At 62.9% G+C, this 20428-nt stretch carries 19 protein-coding genes; 10 read left to right on the forward strand and 9 right to left on the reverse strand.

The window, feature by feature from the left end:
* Positions 1-9 precede the first annotated feature (9 nt).
* From GWC77_RS12170 to GWC77_RS12180, 3 genes are read right to left on the reverse strand one after another with little or no spacing between them, the layout of a single operon-like run.
* Positions 10-822 (reverse strand): ATP-binding cassette domain-containing protein, encoded by an 813-nt coding sequence (locus GWC77_RS12170; RefSeq protein ID WP_173257152.1) that lies wholly within the window; start codon positions 820-822, stop codon positions 10-12.
* The gene (locus GWC77_RS12175; protein WP_173257153.1) at positions 822-1832 is read right to left on the reverse strand and encodes an ABC transporter permease; all 1011 of its coding nucleotides are present in this window, start codon (positions 1830-1832) and stop codon (positions 822-824) included. Before GWC77_RS12175 ends, GWC77_RS12170 begins: the two co-directional genes overlap by 1 nt.
* Complete coding sequence (locus GWC77_RS12180) at positions 1832-2941, reverse strand: sugar ABC transporter substrate-binding protein (protein WP_173257154.1); 1110 nt, start codon at positions 2939-2941, stop codon at positions 1832-1834. Before GWC77_RS12180 ends, GWC77_RS12175 begins: the two co-directional genes overlap by 1 nt.
* Positions 2942-3297: 356 nt before the next feature.
* On the opposite strand from GWC77_RS12180, the gene pdhA reads away from it, so the two are divergent.
* From pdhA to GWC77_RS12210, 6 genes are all read left to right on the forward strand, one after another.
* Positions 3298-4392 (forward strand): pyruvate dehydrogenase (acetyl-transferring) E1 component subunit alpha, encoded by a 1095-nt coding sequence (pdhA, locus tag GWC77_RS12185; protein ID WP_173257155.1) that lies wholly within the window; start codon positions 3298-3300, stop codon positions 4390-4392.
* Positions 4385-5368, forward strand: coding sequence for an alpha-ketoacid dehydrogenase subunit beta (locus GWC77_RS12190; RefSeq protein ID WP_173257156.1), 984 nt, complete (start codon positions 4385-4387; stop codon positions 5366-5368). Before pdhA ends, GWC77_RS12190 begins: the two co-directional genes overlap by 8 nt.
* Complete coding sequence (locus GWC77_RS12195; protein ID WP_173257157.1) at positions 5365-6525, forward strand: dihydrolipoamide acetyltransferase family protein; 1161 nt, start codon at positions 5365-5367, stop codon at positions 6523-6525. Before GWC77_RS12190 ends, GWC77_RS12195 begins: the two co-directional genes overlap by 4 nt.
* Positions 6526-6714: 189 nt before the next feature.
* Complete coding sequence (locus GWC77_RS12200; RefSeq protein WP_173257158.1) at positions 6715-6870, forward strand: DUF3309 family protein; 156 nt, start codon at positions 6715-6717, stop codon at positions 6868-6870.
* A 135-nt stretch (positions 6871-7005) separates the two neighbouring features.
* The gene (locus GWC77_RS12205; RefSeq protein ID WP_173257159.1) at positions 7006-8088 is read left to right on the forward strand and encodes a glycosyltransferase family 4 protein; all 1083 of its coding nucleotides are present in this window, start codon (positions 7006-7008) and stop codon (positions 8086-8088) included.
* A gap of 10 nt (positions 8089-8098) precedes the next feature.
* Complete coding sequence (locus GWC77_RS12210; RefSeq protein WP_173257160.1) at positions 8099-9859, forward strand: HAD hydrolase family protein; 1761 nt, start codon at positions 8099-8101, stop codon at positions 9857-9859.
* Positions 9860-9898: 39 nt separating this feature from the next.
* Here GWC77_RS12210 and GWC77_RS12215 read toward each other — a convergent pair whose 3' ends face one another.
* Positions 9899-10609, reverse strand: a complete 711-nt coding sequence (locus tag GWC77_RS12215) for an MgtC/SapB family protein (protein WP_173257161.1) — start codon at positions 10607-10609, stop codon at positions 9899-9901.
* Between the two features lie 282 nt (positions 10610-10891).
* Here GWC77_RS12215 and GWC77_RS12220 point away from each other — a divergent pair, with 282 nt between their 5' ends.
* Positions 10892-11428 (forward strand): DUF4142 domain-containing protein, encoded by a 537-nt coding sequence (locus tag GWC77_RS12220; protein ID WP_173257162.1) that lies wholly within the window; start codon positions 10892-10894, stop codon positions 11426-11428.
* Positions 11429-11491: 63 nt separating this feature from the next.
* Here GWC77_RS12220 and GWC77_RS12225 read toward each other — a convergent pair whose 3' ends face one another.
* A complete protein-coding gene (locus GWC77_RS12225; RefSeq protein WP_173257163.1) occupies positions 11492-12793 on the reverse strand; it encodes a UDP-N-acetylglucosamine 1-carboxyvinyltransferase in 1302 nt (433 codons plus the stop codon).
* Between the two features lie 331 nt (positions 12794-13124).
* On the opposite strand from GWC77_RS12225, the gene GWC77_RS12230 reads away from it, so the two are divergent.
* Both GWC77_RS12230 and GWC77_RS12235 read left to right on the forward strand, forming a co-directional pair.
* The gene (locus tag GWC77_RS12230; protein ID WP_254366922.1) at positions 13125-13718 is read left to right on the forward strand and encodes a YigZ family protein; all 594 of its coding nucleotides are present in this window, start codon (positions 13125-13127) and stop codon (positions 13716-13718) included.
* A gap of 169 nt (positions 13719-13887) precedes the next feature.
* On the forward strand, positions 13888-14181 hold the full coding sequence (locus GWC77_RS12235) for a hypothetical protein (RefSeq protein ID WP_173257164.1): 294 nt from the start codon (positions 13888-13890) through the stop codon (positions 14179-14181).
* A 2-nt stretch (positions 14182-14183) separates the two neighbouring features.
* Here the strand turns inward: GWC77_RS12235 and egtD are convergent, their stop codons facing one another.
* The 4 genes from egtD to ggt form a co-directional block, all read right to left on the reverse strand.
* Positions 14184-15221 (reverse strand): L-histidine N(alpha)-methyltransferase, encoded by a 1038-nt coding sequence (gene egtD, locus GWC77_RS12240; protein ID WP_302181359.1) that lies wholly within the window; start codon positions 15219-15221, stop codon positions 14184-14186.
* On the reverse strand, positions 15205-16437 hold the full coding sequence (gene egtB / locus GWC77_RS12245) for an ergothioneine biosynthesis protein EgtB (protein ID WP_254366923.1): 1233 nt from the start codon (positions 16435-16437) through the stop codon (positions 15205-15207). The genes egtD and egtB overlap by 17 nt, the downstream gene beginning before the upstream one ends.
* Positions 16438-16542: 105 nt before the next feature.
* A complete protein-coding gene (locus GWC77_RS12250; RefSeq protein ID WP_173257166.1) occupies positions 16543-17511 on the reverse strand; it encodes a DUF72 domain-containing protein in 969 nt (322 codons plus the stop codon).
* A 129-nt stretch (positions 17512-17640) separates the two neighbouring features.
* Entirely contained in the window at positions 17641-19371 is a 1731-nt protein-coding gene (gene ggt, locus GWC77_RS12255; protein WP_173257167.1) for a gamma-glutamyltransferase, read from the reverse strand.
* A gap of 329 nt (positions 19372-19700) precedes the next feature.
* Between ggt and GWC77_RS12260 the strand changes: the two genes are divergently transcribed.
* Positions 19701-20411 carry a BPSS1780 family membrane protein gene (locus tag GWC77_RS12260; RefSeq protein ID WP_173257168.1) on the forward strand — a complete coding sequence of 237 codons (711 nt, stop codon included), beginning with the start codon at positions 19701-19703 and terminating at the stop codon, positions 20409-20411.
* Positions 20412-20428: the final 17 nt, after the last annotated feature.

Consider the following 20428-nt stretch of genomic DNA (forward strand, 5'->3'; position numbering starts at 1 on the left):
TGGGCCCGATCACTGTACATCGGCGGCGCGCATCGCGCGGTATTCCCTTCTCACGATATCCATGAGCTCCGCCACCGAAGTCAGCGCGCTCTTTTGCTCGTACGTCACGCGGCCTCGCTGCATCAACATGATGCGATCCGCTATATCGAGCGTCTGCGCATAGTTATGCATGATCATGATGATGGACAACCCTCCTTTTTCCTTCAGCCGCATCAGGAGGTCGATGATGAGCCCCGCCTCGCGCGCACCCATCGCGGCGAGCGGTTCGTCGAGTAACAGAATCTTCGCATTGGAATAGACGGCGCGCGCCACGGCAATGGCCTGACGCTGGCCGCCTGAAAGGCGTTCCACGGGCAAATCCACCGAAGGTACGTGCACCCCCACGTCGTCGAGACACTGCGCCGCGCGCTCGCGCATCTGCTTGTGATCGAGCAGCCTAAACGGTCCGCGCCGCACGATTTCGCGGTTCAGGAACATGTTGTGATAAATGCTCAGCGAATTCGCGAGCGCGAGATCCTGGTATACGCATTCGATACCGAGCGAACGCGCATGGTCGACGGAACGCAGCAGCGTCTCCTGACCGTCGATGTAAAGCGTGCCGCTCGTTTGTTGATGAAAGCCCGTCAGTATTTTGACAAGCGTGGACTTGCCCGCGCCATTGTCGCCGAGTATGCCGAGAATTTCCCCGCCGCCGAGCGTGAGCGAAACGCCGTCGAGCGCAGTCACCGCACCGAAACGTTTGACGAGGCTCTCGCCGTGCAGCGCGAGCGGCGCATCGGCGGCCGCGTTCGCGCCAGGCGAGGCGGTTTGCGATTCGTCCATCAGCGCCCTCCCTTGCGGCGAATGCGTCCAACATGAATGTTGAAGATCATCGCCGCGAGAATCGCGGCGCCAAGAATGATGTTGAACGTGAAGGCGTTGATGCCGATCAGCGTGAACCCGTCGTTGAGAATGCCGAGCACAGCAGCACCGATGAGTCCGCCCACGATAGTGCCCGAGCCGCCCGTGAGCGGCGTGCCGCCGATCACGGCGGCAGCCACGGCAAGGAACATGATCTGGTTGCCGCCCGCCTGCGGATCGATCGAGGTAATGCGAAAAGCCTCGAGCATGCCGGTGAAGCCCGCCAGCACCGCCGCGAGAACGAAGTTGCCGAGGCGCAGCCGGTTCACATGAATGCCAGCCTCGCTCGCGCCGAGTGCATTCGCGCCTGCAGCCTGCGTATGCAAACCCCAGCGCGTATGCCGCAACAACACGTGCATGGCGATAGCGATCGCCACGGTCCAGACGATCTCGCTGTAGCCCCATGCGCCCATGAACTCGGAGAACGTCGGCGATCCGGGTGCAGCGGCGGGCGTGCCGTGCGAAACGGTGAGTGTGATGCCGTTGATGAGAAACAGCGTGCCGAGCGTGGTGACGAACGAAGGCAACCGCAGCCAGACCGTGACCGCGCCGTTGACGAAGCCGACGAGCGCCGCAGCCACGAGCCCCGCGATCACCGCGAGCCACATCGGCGCACCGGCTTCGTTCGCAAACACCATCATGAACGGCGCGAAGGCGAACACCATGCCTGCCGATAGATCGATATCGCCGCCGATCATCAACATGATTTCGCCGAACGCGATAATCGCCACCGGCGCGATGAACTGCGAAAGATTGACGAGGCTCGCGTTGGTGAGCAGGAAATCGTGGTTCGCAAATTCGAAATAGGCGGCCAGCAGCACGGCCACGAGCAGAATGCGCAGCTCAGCCGCCCATCGCGATACGAACGGAACGCCCGCGCGCCGTGCCGCGCGGGCCGCTTCGATCTGACTGGTTTCGTTCACTGTATTCATTACGACCTGATGGCGCCCTTCATCGGAACGATCTGCGGCTTGGTAGTCTTGCCCTCATAGCGCGTCGAAGTATTCAGGTACGGCTCGACGGTGTCCTTCGTCACGAATTTGAGGCCGGTGTTGATGTCGGCCGGCCCCACCAACCCGCCCGACGCAAGGAATACGAAAGCCTCCATGACAGTATAGAAACCCTGTACGTAGGGCTGCTGATCGATGGTGAAATCGAGAAAGCCTTCGTGGATATGCTGGATCGTGGCCGGAAGCAAATCGAAGCCGCCGCCGTGCACGCCCTTCGATGGCAGGTTCGATTCCTTCATCACCTGTGCAACGCCCTGGGTACTGCCCGCGTCCACGGCGAACATGCCCTTCAGATCCTGGTGGCCCAGATAAAACGCCTTGATCTTCGAAAGCTCCTCGTTGACCGTCGCGCCCGTGGCCACGGTCTGGATGTCGATCTTCTTGCCGGACTTCATGATCGCCTCCTTGGCACCGTCCAGACGCGGCTGGATATTGAGCTGCCCCGGTGTCGCGATGAAAAGTGCGACCATCCCACTGTCGATGAGACTCACGATGCGCTCGCCCATCTGATAGCCGGATAGATAGAGATCCTGCCCGATGTAGGCGAGGCGAGGATTCTTCTTGCCGCGCGGCGCGTCGGCGTTATACGCGAATACGGGAATCCCGGCATCGAGCGCGGCCTGGATAGGCTTGTCGAACGCTGTCGGATCGACGATCGGCACGGCGATCGCATCGGCCTTCGCCGCGATCGCCGAATTCACGGCGCGGACCATTTCGCCCGCATCCGAATTGGCCGAACCCGTCCACTGATAATCCATGTTGAGCAACGCGCAGGCGTCCTGAATGCCGTACTGCGTCGGCACGAAGAACGGGTTCGTGGTGACGTGATTGACGAACACGATCTTCCATCTCTTGTGCGACGGAAAAGCCGCCTCGGCAGCCTGCGCGGTGCCGATCAGCCCCCCCGCCCCGCCCAGTGCGCCCATCAGCGAAAGCGCCGCGCCCAACCCCGCCCCTTGCATCAGTCCGCGCCGCGCCGCGTTGAACCCTTCACCGCCGTGTTCCTGATCGTCATCCCGTTCGTGTGCCATCTCTTCCTCCAGTTCTTTACTTCGTAGGTCGATACGATCGACGTCGAGCCGATCGCTTGCAGATGCTGGATGGCACCGGGAGCGCCGTTGGATTGAGCTGGACCGGGGCATGCACAACTGCAACCTCGGTCGGAGGCGTTCAATGATGCGCCGCGTGGTACCGGGAAAATGTTAGTGCAGCGCGGCTGCGCCTCCTAATCTTGCGTTCGGCCACATCGGCAGGTCACCTGTCCTTGTTTTCATCGGAAAACGTACTAACGTTCAAATGGCGGCCAAGAGCCGTCCATACATAAAAGGGAGACATACGCCCCCCGAGTGCTACCGAACCACGGCGGCACGGGCGAGGGGTACCGATCATGAGTACTGCCGCCCGCTTTCAGGTCGAATACACCCGCTATCTCGACCCCGACGGTAACGCGACGCAACCGCTGCCCGCGTTTGCAAACGAAACGGCACTGCTCGTCGAACTATATCGCGCAATGACACTGACGCGTTCGTTCGACAACAAAGCAGTTGCGCTGCAACGCACCGGCAAACTCGGCACGTTTGCCTCATCGCTCGGGCAAGAGGCCATCGGTGTCGGTGTGGCCGCGGCCATGCAGCACGACGATGCGCTGTTTCCTTCCTATCGCGATCACGCCGCACAATTACTGCGCGGCGTCACCATGACTGAAAGCCTGTTGTATTGGGGCGGCGACGAGCGCGGGAGCAATTTTGCCGCTGCGCGTCACGATTTTCCGAATTGCGTGCCGATCGGGACGCAGGTCTGTCATGCCGCAGGCGCGGCTTACGCGTTCAAGTTGCAAAAAACGCAGCGCGCGGCGGTCACGGTCGTCGGCGACGGCGGCACGTCCAAAGGCGATTTTTACGAAGCGATGAACATGGCCGGCATCTGGCGGGCGCCGCTGGTCATCGTCGTCAATAACAATCGTTGGGCCATTTCAATGCCGTGCGAACGTCAGACGGCAGCCGGCACGCTCGCGCAAAAGGCCATTGCGGCAGGCATCGAGGGCCAACAGGTGGACGGCAACGATGTCATTGCCGTGCACGACGCGATGCGCCGCGCACTCGACAAAGCGCGGCGCGGCGAGGGCCCCACGCTCATCGAAGCGCTCAGCTACCGGCTCGGCGATCACACGACGGCCGACGATGCGACGCGCTATCGCGATCCGGAAACAGTCGCCCAACAATGGGCGAGCGAGCCCATTGCACGTCTTCGTAAGTACCTCGTCCAGGTCGGTGTCTGGGACAAGACGCAGGAAGAAGCGCTTTCGCGGACCTGTCGAGAGCAAGTCGAGAGCGCGGTCGAAGCCTATCTCGCCGTGGCACCGCCGACCGTCTCGGCCATGTTCGAGCATTTGTATGCAACGCTGCCGCGTGCGCTCGACGAGCAATTGGACACGGCACTGCGATTCGCGAACGGCGAGAGCGCGGAGGACGACCATGCCTGAGTTGAATCTCGTCGAAGCCGTCAATCGCGCCCTCGCCTATGAGCTGGAGCACGATCCATCGGTTGTATTGCTCGGCGAGGATATCGGCGCCAATGGCGGCGTATTTCGCGCCACGCTCGGATTGCAGGCGCGTTTCGGCACCGAACGGATCGTCGATACACCGCTCGCCGAAACGGCGCTTGCGGGCACGGCGATCGGCATGGCCGCGATGGGCTTGCGTCCTGTCGTCGAGATTCAATTCAGCGGGTTCATTTATCCGGCGATCGACCACATACTCAACCATGCCGCGCGATTGCGTCATCGCACACGCGCAAGGCTCATGTGTCCGCTCGTGATCCGCTCGCCTTGCGGGGCGGGCATTCATGCACCCGAGCATCATTCGGAGAGTCCCGAGGCGCTGTTCGCGCATATGCCGGGGCTACGGGTCGTCATGCCCTCCTCGCCCGAACGCGCCTACGGTTTGCTGCTGGCCGCCATACGCGATCCGGACCCCGTCGTCTTTCTCGAACCGACCCGGCTCTATCGGCTCTACAAGCAACCGGTCGAAGACGACGGTACCGCTGCGCCGCTCGACACCTGCTTCACGTTGCGCGAAGGTACCGACGTGACGCTCGTCAGTTGGGGCGCCATGCTCCATGAAGTGCAAACGTCCGCCGACGCCCTCGCCGCCGAGGGCATCGAAGCGGAGATCATCGATGTCGCGACGCTGAAGCCGCTCGACATGGAAACCATCGTGGCCTCCGTCGCGAAGACGGGGCGCTGCGTCATCGTTCATGAGGCGCCCCGCACATGCGGGCTCGGCGCCGAAATCGCCGCGAATCTCGCGGAGCGCGGGCTCTATTCGCTGCTCGCGCCGATCGAGCGTGTCACCGGCTACGACGTGGTCGTTCCGCTCTTTCGGCTCGAGGCCCAATACATGCCGAGCGTCGCGCGCATCGTGAGCGCGGTCCGAAAAACGCTCGAGGCATCCACATGAAAGTCTTCAAGCTCCCCGACCTCGGCGAAGGCCTGCAAGAAGCCGAGATCATCGAATGGCGTGTCCACGAGGGCGACGAAGTAAAGGTCGATCAACCGCTTCTCGCGGTCGAAACGGCCAAGGCGATCGTCGATATTCCTTCGCCCCAAGCGGGCCGGGTCGCGAAGCTGTTCGGCAAGAAAGGCGACATCATGCACCTGGGTGCACCGCTCGTCGCGTTCGAGGGAGCGAACGACGATACGGGCACGGTGGTCGGCCAGATGCCGCAGATGCAACCGACGCAGCCTTCGATTCCTTCCGCACGTCCCGCACCCGCAGGACACATTGCGCGCGAGGTGTCCATGCGCGGTGTCGTCGCGCCCGGCGCGGGCGCCCGGGCTCCCTCGATCAAGGCGACGCCAGCCGTACGTGCCTTGGCCCGCACGCTCGACATCGATTTGGCGATGGTCACGCCGTCGGGCCCCGATGGCGTCGTGACCTCGGCGGACGTGCAGCGCACGGCCAAACTGCTCGTCGAACTGGGACCGCCCGAGGAGTTGCGCGGGGTGCGCCGCGCGATGGCGCAAAACATGGCGCGCGCCCAAAGCGAGGTGGCCGCGGCTACCGTCATCGACGATGCCGATATCGATGCCTGGCCGCCCGGTACCGATGTCACGATCCGGCTCATTCGCGCGCTCGTGGCCGGATGCCGCGCGGAGCCGGGACTCAACGCGTGGTTCGACGGCCGCGCGGCGCGCCGCCATGTGCTTGCGCATATCGATGTCGGCATCGCGGTCGATCTTCCGGACGGCCTCTTCGTGCCCGTGCTGCGCGACGTGGCACATCGCGATGCCGCCGACTTGCGCGCAGGTCTCGATCGCATGCGCGCCGATGTTCAAGCGCGCAAAATCCCGCCCGAGGAATTGCGCGGCGCAACCATCACACTGTCCAATTTCGGCATGATCGCCGGCAAATACGCCGCGCCGATCGTCGTGCCGCCAACCGTGGCAATCCTCGGTGCGGGCCGGATTCACGACGGCATCGTGGCGGAAAACCGCCAGGCTGTCGTGCATCGGATCTTGCCGCTAAGCCTGACGTTCGATCACCGCGTGGTGACGGGCGGCGAAGCGGCACGGTTTCTCGCGGCGGCAATCGCCGATCTACGGGCTCTCGACTGACGACTGACGCAGCGGCCATTCGACACGCCGTCTAGGCCGAATTTGCCGCATCCATCGCAAAAAGCGGCAGGGTTTGCTCCCTGCCGCCTTATGGGGATTGGGCGCCGGGCCGGCACAAGTCTTGCAGAGATAAATCTATGCGGCCTGCATTTCCCCGCATTCTTTTCAATTCGCTCGTGCGAGGTCGATATGTTAGGAACCATTTTGCTCGTCGTGCTGATTCTCCTTCTGATCGGCGCTTTTCCTGCCTGGCCGTATAGCCGCGGCTGGGGCTATGCACCTACCGGTGGTCTGGGCCTGTTGCTCGTCATCGTGATCCTGCTCGTGGTGTTCGGCCAGATATAGCGCTTCAAGCCTGGTTTTTTATTCGCTGACTCGCGTGCCGCGGCATCCGATCCGCCCGCGGCACGCTCAATGCAAAGAGGTGCGCGAAAGACCATTGCGTCTTGCAATCAAACCATCGCTGGAAGGCATGGAGCCATGCGGATCGCCCAAATCGCCACGCTGTACGAAAGTGTCCCGCCGAACGGATACGGAGGTATCGAACGGGTCGTGTCCTGGCTGACTGAAGCGCTCGTCGAGCGCGGCCACGAGGTCACGCTGTTCGCAAGCGGCGATTCGATCACGCGGGCGCGGCTCATCGCCGGTTCGCCGGTCGCGCTCAGGTGCATCGAAGATACGGCGGACCCGCAAGCGTTTCACTTCGCGATGCTCGAACGCGTCGTTCGGATGTCATCCGAATTCGACATCGCCCATTTCCATACCGATTATCAAGGTTTCCCTTTTGCGCGCAGGCTTGCCTGCCCACACTTGACCACGCTGCATTGGCGGCTCGACATACCCGGGCTCGAACCGCTTTATCGAGCGTTCGCCGATCTACCGCTCGTATCGATTTCCAACGCGCAGCGCTCGCCCTTACCTTGGGCCGGCTGGACCGGTACCGTCTATCACGGGTTGCCGGCGAATCGATTGACGCCTTCATTCGAGGCTCACGATTACCTCGCTTTCCTCGGCCGCATCGCACCGGCCAAGCGCCCCGATCTGGCCATCGAAATCGCGGAGCGCGCGGGCATACCGCTGAAGATCGCCGCGAAGATCGACAACGGCGATCGCTGGTACTACGACGGCAGCATCGCGCAGCTCTTTCAAGATCCGCTGATCGAATATTGCGGCGAACTCGGCGATGAGCAAAAGCACGCGTTGCTGTGCCATGCCCGTGCCCTGCTGTTTCCGATCGATTGGCCCGAACCGTTCGGGCTCGTGCTCATCGAGGCACTGGCATGCGGTACGCCCGTCATCGCATTCGGACATGGGTCCGTGCCCGAAATCATCGAGGACGGCGTCAACGGATTCATCGTCGGCAATGTCGATGAGGCCGTGGCCGCGGTGGCTCGGCTTCACGAAATCGACAGGCGGGCCTGCCGCGCCACGTTCGATGCTCGCTTCACGGTGGAGCGAATGACGGACGAATATGTCGCCCTCTATACGAAGTTATTGAGCGCGTCGAATCAACCGAACCTTGGCGATGTGTACCAGCGCTCCGGCGCGCCCGCGAATCAATGAGGAGAATGAAATGCACTTCGTTGCGCTCGCAACCGACTACGACAACACGCTCGCCACGGACGGCAGGGTCGCCGAACGCACCTGGTCGGTGCTGGAGAAACTGCGGCAATCGGGTCGGCAGTTGCTGCTCGTGAGCGGACGCGAGCTCGACGATCTCAAGACGATTTGCCCACGCCTCGATCTCTTTGCGCGTGTCGTCGCCGAGAATGGCGGGGTGCTTTACCAGCCCGATGGCGGCGAGAAGCGGCTGCTTGCGCCACCGCCGCCCGATGCATTCGTCGCCGCGTTGAAGCAACGCGGCCTGCGCGATTTCAGCGTCAGCGAAACGCTCGTCGCGATGATGAAGCCGAACGAGCAGATCGCACTCGCGGCGATTCGCGATCTCGGGCTCGACTTGCATGTCGTCTTCAACGGCGACGCCGTGATGATTCTTGCACCCGGCATCACCAAGGCAACCGGCCTGATGGCCGCCCTCGATGAACTGGGCCTTTCACCTTTGAACGTCGTCGGCGTGGGCGACGCGGAAAACGATCACCCCTTGATCGATGCGTGCGGGTTTTCGGTGGCCGTCGGGAATGCCCTGCCCGCGCTCAAAGCCCATGCGAGCATGGTCACGCAGGCTGCCAATGGCCAGGGCGTCGAAGAGCTGGCCCGCGCATTGATCGACGACGATCTGAGTTCGCGCATATCCAACGTCGAACGCTGCCGGGTGCTGCTCGGCCATCGTCTCGACGACGAGGCGCGCCCGCCGGTTCACCTCGGCGCCTACGGCACGATTGCACTGCTGGCCGGGCCCTCGGGCGGCGGCAAATCGACGGTGACCGCCGCCGTGCTCGAACGGCTCGCGGACGCCGGATACCAGGCCTGCATTCTCGATCCGGAGGGCGACCATTGCAGCGAAGGCAACCTCGTCGCGCTGGGCGATCCACATACCGTCCCATCGATCGATAACGCATTGCAGCTGCTCGAGCGGCCTGAACAAAGCGTCGCCGTCAATCTGCTGCGCGTGCCGCTGCCCGAGCGGCCGCAGTTTTGCGCGAACTTGTTGCTGCGGTTGCAAGCGCTGCGTGTGCGGACCGGGCGGCCGCACTGGCTCGTGTTCGAAGAGGCGCATCAGCTCTTTCCGGCGGGCTGGGACCCCGCGGACGCGTCGCTACCGATCGTCCTCGAGACCGCGCTGGCCGTTACGGTCCATCCGGACCAGGTGGCTCGTCCATTCCTGCGGCAAGTCAACACGATGATCGCCACGGGCGCCAAGCCCGTTGCAACGATGAATGCGTTCGCCGAGGCGGCCGGCGTTGCACCGTCGTCGCTCGCGCTACCCTCGGATGCGCTGGAGCGGGGACAAGTACTTGTCTGGGAACCGATGCGGCAAGCCGCTCGACCCTGCCTGGTGCAAGTCGAGCCCGGTTCGACGCAGCGCCGGCGGCATCATCGCAAGTATGCGGAAGGCTTGTTGATCCCTGAGCGCAGCTTTTATTTCCGCGGTCCCGAAGGCAAGCTCAACCTGCGTGCGCACAACCTCGTGCTGTTTCTCGAGATGGCGGATGGCGTGGACGAGGACACTTGGCGCTTTCATCTCGAACGCGGCGATTATTCGCACTGGTTCGGGGAAGTGATCGGCGACGACGAACTCGCGCAGGAAGCCAAGGCGGTCGAACAAGAAACATCGCTCTCGCCCGACGAGAGCCGCGAGCGCATCCGGGCCGCTGTCGAAAAACGGTATACGCAGCCGGCCAATCCGTCGTTACCGCCGCTGCGGGCATCGTGACATGCGGTTGCGGCGCTATTGGACTACGCGACTACGCGACTATTCGACCATCTGCCAATGCGTCGCATCCGCGCCCGAGCGCCTGGCCAGTTCGGCGAAGGCAGAGACTTTCGCATCCTGGTCGAACGGTTCGCGCCATCGCACGAGCAAGCGCTCTTCGAACTGTTCGTCGCCGCGCCGCCAAGCCGCGCCGCGCCGCGTGACCGAGCAACCGAGAGCGGCCAACTCGTGAGCGAGCCGCGATGGGCATTCGCTGCCCGCCCCGTACTCGACGGTGAGCCACGCGCTCTTGCGGCGGTGCATGCGCTGCTCGACATAGTGCAGTCCCCATAGAACGGCCAGGCCCAATACGAGCGCGCTGGCTGCCAGTCGATATTGCCCGCCGCCGATACATAACCCGACGATCGTGACGAACCACAACGTGGCCGCGGTCGTCACTCCGGTGACGAGCCCATCCTTGCGCATCACCGCGCCCGCGCCGATGAAACCCATGCCCGTCAGGACGCCGAGCGGCAAACGCATCAAATCGAGCGTCGGAAACGAATCCGGATGCTTTCCGGCCTGCGGGAGCAAAGCGTTGACTTGCAGCATCGCGATGCAGGAAGCGAGGCACACCAGAATCGTCGTGCGCAGGCCGGCTGTCTTTCCCGATTCGCTGCGATTGAAACCAAAGATAAACCCGGTTCCGAGCGCAAAGACGAGCCGGATCGCAACAGCTTCCCAATCGAGCACGAGCGGCATCGTATCCATGGCGAGCGCAAGCGCCTCCCTCTGTCGACTTCACCGAGCGTCGAGCAAACGGCGGGCCCGTTCGAACGCGTCGGGGTACACGCAGCCTGGCTCGATTGCCGCGCTACGGCAACATCGACTCATCGGATTGCAACTCTTACGCACGCATGCTGCGAAGCCGCAACCGCCGCGCGGACGCGCTCTCGGTGTGAAGCGGTACGTTGTTTGCGGTGCCCTATCGGTACCGCAGCCCAGCGCCTCGTCGGCAGGGCTGGGTTATTCCCAACCATTCGAGGAGCCGTTATGAAGCGTTCGTTCTTAGCTTTGGCTTGCTGCGCGTTGTTGATCCCCGGGCTCGGCAATGCGCAAACCGAGGCCGCGTCGACGACGTCGGCCAATCCGCTACCCGAACCCGATCGCAGCTTCGTACAGGCGGCAACGAAATCGTCGTCGACCGAAATCGACGCGGGCAAGCTCGCCCAGTCGCATTCGAACGACAAGGATGTGAAATCGTTTGCACGCCACATGATGTATGACCATACGAAGATGACGGTGCAGCTCAAGGCGGCGGCGCCTCATGATGTGACGGCACCGAAGGACAACTCGGACACCGAGCTGCTCGATTCGCTACGCGGGCTCAAGGGTAAAGAGTTCGATCGAGCCTATATCAGCAAGCTTGGAGTGAAGGGCCACGAAGAAGCAGTAGCCGCCTTCAAGAAGGAAATCGAGAGTGGCCAAAACGCGGATCTCAAGAAATTCGCGCAAAAAGAGCTTCCGGTAATCGAAAAGCATTATCGGATGGCCGAATCGCTCGCCAAGAAAAAAGGCGTGAGCGAATAATCGATCGACTGCCCGCACTGGGCATAGCGGCCGGCACGCGATACGCGCGCCCGCCGCATCGCTTTACTCCGTGCTCGTCCATTCGACGTTCGCACCGACAGAACGCAGGTTCTCGACGAAATGCGGGTGCGCGCGCCGGATCGGCACGGCGTTCTTGATGACCGATTGCCCTTCGATGCTGGCCGCCACCATGAAAAGTGCGATGGCTACGCGGATGATATAGGGGCTCTCCACTTTGGCCGGCGTGAGCGGGATACCGCCGAACGTGATGAGCCGATGCGGGTCCGAAAGAAACACGTGCGCGCCGAACTTCGATAGCTCGACAGACCAGCCCATTGCACCGTCGTACACCTTGTTCCAGAACATCGCGCTGCCTTCGGCTCGCACACCGAGCGCAATGAAAATCGGCAGAAGATCCACGGGCAGATACGGCCATGGCGCCGCCTCGATCTTGGTCAGGATGTTCGGCGTAAACGGCTTGCGCACGCGTAGCGGCCCATCGCGCCGCGCGCGCGACCAGCCATCGCGGTGGACGACATCGATGCCGAACTTGGCGAATGTCCTGTCGATCAACGGGAACTGCTCGGGCGCACTGTTTTTGACCACAATATCGCCGCCCGTGATCGCACCCAGCGCGAGAAACGTGGCGATCTCGTGAAAATCCTCGTCGAATCGGAACTCTCCGCCGCCGAGCCTGCAGCCACCGGAGATGGCGAGCTTCGATGTGCCGATACCGTCGATCGGTACACCCAGCATCGCGATGAACCGGCAAAACTCTTGCACGTGCGGCTCGGATGCGGCATTGACCAACGTCGACGTTCCCGATGCGGCTGCGGCGCAGAGCACGAAGTTCTCGGTCGTCGTCACGGAGGCGTAATCGAGCCAGTGATCGTTCGCGCGCATCGCGGCGTCGCTGCGTACGATCAGCGAGCCCTTCGTGCGCTCGATGCGCGCGCCGAACCGTTCGAACACTTCGACGTGCGGATCGATCTCTCGTACACCGAGCGTGCAACCCTTGACGTCGTTTTCGAGGCGCGCCACGCCGAAGCGTGCAAGCAGCGGCGGCACCAGCATGATCGACGAGCGCATCTCCTCGGGCAGGTGATGGCGACTCGGATCGAACACGGTCGAGCGATGATGGAGTTCGAGCACCCCGGTCGCGAAATCCATCGAGACCTCGCTGCCGAGCGTGCGAAAGATATCGAGGATTTTCCTGACATCGGTGATGTCGGGCACGCCGATGAGCCGCAACGGCGCATCGGTCAGCAAGGTGGCGCAAAGAATCGGCAGAACGGCGTTCTTGTTGGCCGAAGGCGTGATTTCGCCGCGCAGCGGAAGGCCGCCGTGAACGATAAGGTCAGACATATTGGGGATGAGCGGTGAACGAACGAAAAAGGCCGAGGCGCATATCATGCCATCGTCGGGCGGCGGCCGGTCCGAAATCGGGTGTCTCGGCTCGATCGCCGCCGGTCCGCGCAAATCCTTCGAGCCTGCTCAGGTTCGTATCGCTGCGATCCACATGCTTTCGCATCAAGTACTTACATGGACTCCCGGCGGGTTATACACAGGTTTGCCAACAATATCTGGGGATAAGTCCCGCCGGGCTACCCGAAGCCCGGTCAGCCAGCCGGCCGTAGGCGAGTCCCTCCCGGCCGGTGCGTTAAACTGGCGCCTCCCGCTTTCTTCGCCCACCGCTTTGCCCGTCTTCACACTTGCCGCGCCGGTCACGGCCGAACTCGAAATCCGCAAAAGCCGCTTCATTGCGCATGCGCTGCCCGTCGCCGATCGGGACGCGGCAATGGAGGTGCTGCGGCAGTTGCGCGACGCGCATCCCGGTGCCACGCATGTTTGCTGGGCGCTGCTCGCCGGAGGGCAGTCCGGCATGTCGGACGATGGAGAGCCGTCCGGCTCGGCCGGCCGCCCGATTCTCGAAGTCCTGCGCCATCACGATCTCGATAGCGTGCTCGGCGCCGTCGTTCGCTACTACGGCGGGGTCAAGCTCGGTGCGGGCGGCCTCGTGCGTGCCTATACCGACGCCATTGCCACCGCGCTGGTTGAGGCGCAACGTGTCGAGCGCATCGCTCAGGCCCGGTTGGCCGTCGAGCTCAGCTATGCGGACGAGGCACGCGCGCGACGGTGGATGGAGCAGCACGACGTCGTGCTCCTCGAGAGCCGCTACGGTGCGCAGGTGTGGCTCGCCATGCAGATGCCGGCGAGCGAAATCGAGGCCGCACGCAACACGTTGCGCGATCTCACGCAGGGCCGCGCCGTTTTCCCCGAAGACGACTGATTGCGCTGCAGTCGTCGGGTCATGCGGCCCGAACTCCGCTCCAGGCAAGGCTTGCGGCCCGTAATCCAGCGTTACCGATCTCGCAAGCCGCTTTCACCTGTGTCAGCGCGCGGCCCCTACACTGGCTCCGCAGTCAAAACAACGCACCTGGAGTGCAAGGAGTAGCGCGATGAACAAGAAGCTCGTGGGAGCATTGATCGGCCTGACGGTATTGGGTGTATCGAGCGCGGCATCCGCGCACGTCGATCTGGCCATCGGCGTCGGCATCCCCGCGCCGGTATATGTGGCTCCGCAACCCGTCTACGTGGCGCCGCCGGCCCCGGCCTACGCGGCACCCGTGGCGGTAGGCTATTACCGCGGCGACGACTGGCGCGAACGCGAGTGGCGCCGCCGCGAATGGCGCGAGCATGAATGGCGTGAGCACCAATGGCGCGAACGCCGTTGGGGCGGTTACGGCTATTGATGCTAACGGCTCGTCCTGCCCAGTGGGCTGGCGAGCCAATGCACGCTGAAAAGCCGGGCCTCGTCTGTCCAGACGGGACCCGGCTCGAATCCTGTCGATACCGCAAGTGCGCGGAAGCCCTCGACCGTGAACTTGTGCGAGTTCTCCGTGTGAATGCTCTCGCCCTGATCGAACGCAAAGGCGTGTCCGCCGAGCGTGACCGTCTGCGCGCAACGGCTCACGAGATGCATTTCGATACGCTGTCGGCGCGGCTCGTAAAACGCGTAATGCGCGAACCGGCTCAACTCGAAATCGGCTCCCAGCTCTTCGTTGGCACGCCGAAGCAAATTCAAATTGAACGCGGCGGTGACGCCTTGCCGATCGTTATAGGCGCGGTGCAAGACGTCGGGGTCCTTCACGAGATCGACACCGATCAAGAGGCCCCCGCCTTGTAGCAGGCGTGCCGCCCGACGTAGAAAGCCGCGCGCCTCGTCGGGGTCGAGGTTGCCGATCGTCGAGCCCGGAAAGAACCCGACACGGCGCTCCGACGCGGCCTCCAGGTCACCGAGCGCGCCCTCCTGCATATAGTCCGCTCCCACCGGGTGTACGTGCAGCCACGGATAGTCGGCATGAAGTCTGCGCGCCGCACCCTGGAGATGGTCCGCTGAAATATCGATCGGAAAGAAACGGCGCGGGGCATGCGCAGGCTCGAATGCATCGAGCAGGCGCCGGATCTTTGAAAGCGATCCTGCGCCGAACTCGACGATATCCGCGCGCGGGCCGATACATTCGGCGATCGCGCGTGCATTGCGCTCGAGGATGGCGAACTCGGTCCGAGTCGGGTAGTACTCCGGTAAGTCGCATATCCGGTCGAAAAGCGCAGATCCGGCCGCATCGTAGAAATACTTCGGTGCCACCCGCCGCGGCTTCACGGACAGACCGGCCAAGAAGTCGCGTTCGAAGGCGTTGCTTGCACCGCGCGGTTGCCGAACGTCGCCGACGAATGCCGCGGCGCGCGAGCCGGCGCCGGTCAGCCCCGACGTGTCAGATGTCTCGAACAAGGCGTACTCCAGAGAATTGCCAGCGCGCCGCCGGCGGAAAGAAGTTTCGGTAACTGCGACGGGCATGACCCGGCGGCGTCGCGATACTGCTGCCGCGCAAGACGAGTTGCCCCACCATGAACTTGCCGTTGTATTCCGCTGCAAGGCCCGACATGGCGCGAAAGCCCGGATAAGGATCGTATGACGACCGCGTCCATTGCCAGACGTGGCCCATCATCTGGTCGATGCCCGGTACATCGAAGGCTGCCTCCCATTCAAACTCCGTCGGCAATCGGGCGCCGGCCCACTCCGCGTACGCCGCGGCTTCATAAAAGCTCAGCTGCGACACCGGTGCTTCGGCCTTCATCGGCTCGAGACCGCCAACCCCGAATACGAGCCACTCGTCCACACTCGCCGCATCCGATGCGGCACCCTGCCTGCGCTGGCGCCAATAGGCCGGCGCGTGCATCCCTTCGCGCTGCACCATCGCCCATCCGTCCGAGAGCCAGAGTTCAGGCCGCTCGTAACCTCCGTCCGCGATAAAGGCAGTGTAGTCGCCACATGTGACGAGCCGATGCGCGATTTCGTAGGGACGGAGCAAAACTTCATGCCTGGGTGCCTCGTTATCGAAGCAAAAATCCCCGCCCTCATGACCGATCCTCACAACGCCGCCGGGCCGGGACAGCCATTCGATCGGCCCGGCATGCGTCGTGGGCCAAAGCGGCGCGCCCACATCCGGGCTCCGATAAGCCGGCAGGAGAGGATTGCATGAGAACGCATGCAGGGCATCCGTCACGATCAGTTCCTGGTGTTGCTGTTCGTGGTGAAGTCCAAGCGTCACGATCGGCTCGATCGTATCGAGCCGATCAGGCTCGGCGCGGGCGAGCAACGCCAGCACCGCTTCGTCCACATGCCGGCGGTAGGCATGCACCTCGTCGAGCGAGGGGCGGGTCAGCATCCCACGCTGTGCCCGCTCGTGGCGAGGCCCCAGCGCTTCGTAATACGAGTTGAAGAGAAACGGATAGCGTTGGTCGAAAAACCGGTAACCCGGGACATGCTGCGCGAGCAGCACCGTCTCGAAGAACCAGCTCGTGTGGGCCAGATGCCATTTGGTGGGGCTGGCATCCGTCATGGACTGAACCTGTTGATCCTCCGCCGAGAGCGGGCGGGCCAGTTCGAGGCTGTATCGGCGGACTTCTTCGAAGGCCTGCCGCAGCTGGGATACATCGCAGCCCATCGGCTTTCGCTCCTTCATCAAAGCAAACACGGTCCGATCCGCGCTACCGGCGCGGCCCGCATCGTTTCTATCGGTGGCGGCCACCGCTTTTGCATGCACTGTACTTTACTCGTGCGATGCTTGCACGGCATTGGAGCGCGGCTTGCGCCGAGCTGCGCTTGCCGCGGCCCGTGACGGCGGGGCCTCGCGCTTCCGGATGGCGACGCCTTCGCGCCCGAGCCATTGCTTCAGGCGCTGCGCATCGAAAGGCGCCTGCACTTTCTGGTCGTTGTCGAAGTAGCAATAGATATCCCTCGGCGTACGTGTCAGGGGTGTCTTCGCAATAAGTCTTGCGTCGCGCGGCTCGCTGCCGCGTGCCCACGTGGCGATACGTCTCGCCCAGCGTTCGAGTGCGGCGTCCGAATAAGCGCCGCTGTAGAGCGTTTCGGTGCCATGCAGACGCAAATAGAGAAAATCGGCCGTCACGTCTTCGGTATAGGGCCAGTCGGCCACGGCGTCGGAGATCACGAGCGCAACGCCATACCGTCGCAGGATTTCGGGAAACTCGGCCGTGCAAAAACTGCGGTGCCGGATTTCGACCGCATGGCGTAATTGCCCCGCCCGCCGCGTTTCGCACCACGGTTTCTTTACGCGCGCATCATGTCGTTTCGCAAGCGTTACGGCGTCTTCCACCGTTGGAGGGAGCAGTGCGAGAAACCGTTCGAGCCGTGTCGCCTCGAATGGGAAGTTCGGCGGAAACTGCCAGAGAAACGGGCCGAGCTTGCCTTCCAGCGCGAGGACTCCGGAGGCGAAGAAATTCGCGATCGCGGGCCGGGCCGACTCGTCGCGAAAACGCAGCATATGCGTGAGATAGCGTGGCCCTTTCACGCTGAACACGAACTCCTCGGGCACCGCATCATGCCAACTCCGATAGCTGTCTATCGTCTGTAAGGAATAGTGCGAGCCGTTGATTTCGATCGTATCGACGGCTCGCGATGCGTACGCGAGTTCGCTCGCCTGTCGCAATCCTTTCGGATAGAAGACGCCACGCCAACCCTCGTAGCGCCAGCCGGAAATGCCAATATGAATTGCCATCGCTCGTTCGTCGGAACTTTGCATCATATGGCCGACCGAGCAAGCACCGTTCCTATTCCGGTCGCGGTGCCGATAAATTTTCGATTGGCTGCGCGCTCTAGGGGGCGCGCACAGCCAACCATAGCGCGTTTATTGAACGATTCTGGTCACGCCCCGTCCGCGCGGATCGGCCGCCGGCTCCGGCGTATCGCCGTTGATCTCGATGGCCTGGATGTCGCCGTTGAAACCCTGCTTCTGCAAGACGTAGCCCATGTCCTGCAATTGCTTCGCGAGTTCGCCCTCGATCGGCTTGTACGGCTCCCAGAAGATCGTGTTGGGCGGCAGCAATTGGTGGTGAAAGCGCATCGCCGCAACGGCATCGGGCAACGGCATCTTGAAGTCATAGACGTTGCTGACGACCTGGAAGATCGACGTGAAGATGCGCGAGCCGCCCGGTGTGCCGATGACGAGCGCCACTTTGCCATCCTTCGTCAGGATCGTCGGCGACATCGACGACAAGGGACGCTTTTTCGGCTCGATCGAATTCGCATCGCTGCCGACCACGCCGAACATGTTCGCCACGCCAGGCTTGGCGGAGAAGTCGTCCATCTCGTCGTTCAACAGAATGCCCGTTCCGTCCGCCACGACGCCCGATCCGAAGTAACCGTTGATCGTGTAAGTGTTCGAGACGGCGTTGCCCCATTTGTCGATCACGGAGAAGTGGGTCGTCTCCGCTTTCTCCGGCATCGAGGCGCCGAGGCCCGGCTGCACGCTCTTCGTGTCCGACGGCTTGTCCGGATTGACTTCGGCCGCGCGCTTGGCGATGTAATCGTCGGCGATCAACTGTGCAACAGGTACCTTGAAGAAATCGGGATCGCCGAGATATTGCGCGCGGTCGGCGAAGACACGCTTTTCGATTTCCGCGACGAGGTGAATGTACTTCGCCGAATTGAGCGGCACGCCCTCGAACTTGTCCTTCAAGTCGGCCTTCATCTTCAGCAACTGCACGAGCCCGATGCCGCCTGAGCTCGGCGGCGGCGCCGTAATCACGTGATAGCCGTTCCAGTCAGCTTGCACCGGTTGGCGCCATACAGCCTTGTATTGCTGCAGGTCGCGCTTCGTGATGAGGCCGCCATCCGCTTTCATCGAGGCCGCGATCAGGTCGGCCGTCTTGCCGTCGTAGAACTCTTTCGCGCCTTTCTCGGCGATGCGCGTGAGCGTCGCAGCGAGCTCCGGCTGCTTGAACGTGACGCCGGTATTCAGGCCGCCGAAATATTTGCCGAAGTTCGTTTTATCGCCGAACTCCTTTGCCGCGTTGTCGCGACGCTCCTGCAATTGATCGCTGACCTCGAAGCCGTCTCGCGCGTAGTGGATGGCCGGAGCGAGGACCTGCTTCCATTTCAGCCGGCCAAAGCGCTTTTGCGCCTCCCACATTCCCTCCACCGTGCCAGGCACGCCGACGGCGCGCGGGCCGACGAGACTCATGCCCTTGATCACGTTGCCGTCCTTGTCGAGGTACATGTCCTTCGTCGCCGCCAGCGGGGCCCGCTCGCGGTAATCGAGGAAGTACGGCTTGCCGTTGACGTAGAGCGTCATGAACCCGCCGCCGCCGATGTTGCCTGCCTCGGGATATGTCACGGCCAGCGTGAAGGCGATCGCCACTGCCGCATCGACTGCGTTGCCGCCTTCCTTGAAGATCTGCTCGGCCGCATCGGCGCTGAACTCGTCCGCGACCGCCATGGCCGATGCCGTCAATACGGGTTTCGCCGTACCGGTCTTTGCGACGGCCGGTACGCTTTCCATCAGGCCGAGCGATGCCGTTGCCAGCGCAACGACACTCCACCCTGCCGCGGTGGCCTTGATGCGGCTGATTGAATTCATGAAGTCCCCTCCTCGTAAATCATCGTATGCACGCGCTTATATCACGCGGAAATGGTTTGCGAAACGACGAAGTTCCGTAGTCGCATTCCGTGGTGACAGCTGACGGCTTGGAGCAGGCTCAGGAACGAGAGTCTGCGCTGCGCATCCATCACGAGGCGAAAACGGGTCTCTCCGCCGCAAAAAAAGTACTATTTGAACCAGACATTTACGCAAACGGTCCCGGGCTGACAGCCGCGAGCACCGCAACTGACCAGCGGCGCGCTGGTGGATAATTCGCGGCATCGGCGCTCGTCAGTCGTCTGGGCGTTGTCCTTTCGGAGCCATCATCCATGTACACGCACACCGTTCCCGCTCATCACGGCTCGCAATGGATCGTGGAGGGATGGGCGCTGTTCCGCGTGCGGCCCGCCGTATGGGTCGCGCTCGGCGCAATCGACTTGGTCGTCACGGTTTTGCTCAGCATGATTCCGGTGATCAGCGATCTCACGCCCGTATTCACCGTTTTATGGGCCGGCGGCATGAGCGCCGCGGCCGAAAACTGCCGCACGCTCGGCACCGTGCGCGTGGCCGATGCGTTCAACGGCATCCGCCGTCATGCTCAGCCGCTCTTTGCCGCCAGCCTCGTCGCACTGGCTGCCGCGCTCGTCTGCGATTTCGCCGCAAGCCGCATGGCAGCATCGTTCAATGCGCTCGCACTCGCTACCCCCGGCGCGGCAAGCGCAAGCGCGCCGTGGCTCGCCGCGCTACTCTATGCGATAGCGGTCATCGGCGCCGCGATCACGCTTTGGCTCGCGCCATCGCTGATCGTGCTCGAACGCATGCCGCCGCTGGACGCGCTCAAAGCCAGCGCGGTCGCGACCTGGCGCAATCCGCTGGCGGCGCTCGTGTATGGGGTGTTCATCGCGGGCCTGGCCGGCGCCGCGCTGGTCACACTCGGCATCGGCCTCATCGTGCTTGCGCCGCTCGCGTATCTGTCGACGTTTGCGGCTTACCGCGATCTGTTCGCGAACCGGCGAACCGGCGCGGATACGCCAGCTTGAAAGTTCAGCGCAAGCGC

The sequence above is a fragment of the Paraburkholderia sp. NMBU_R16 genome (assembly GCF_013282575.1).
In the GTDB taxonomy this organism is placed as follows: domain Bacteria; phylum Pseudomonadota; class Gammaproteobacteria; order Burkholderiales; family Burkholderiaceae; genus Trinickia.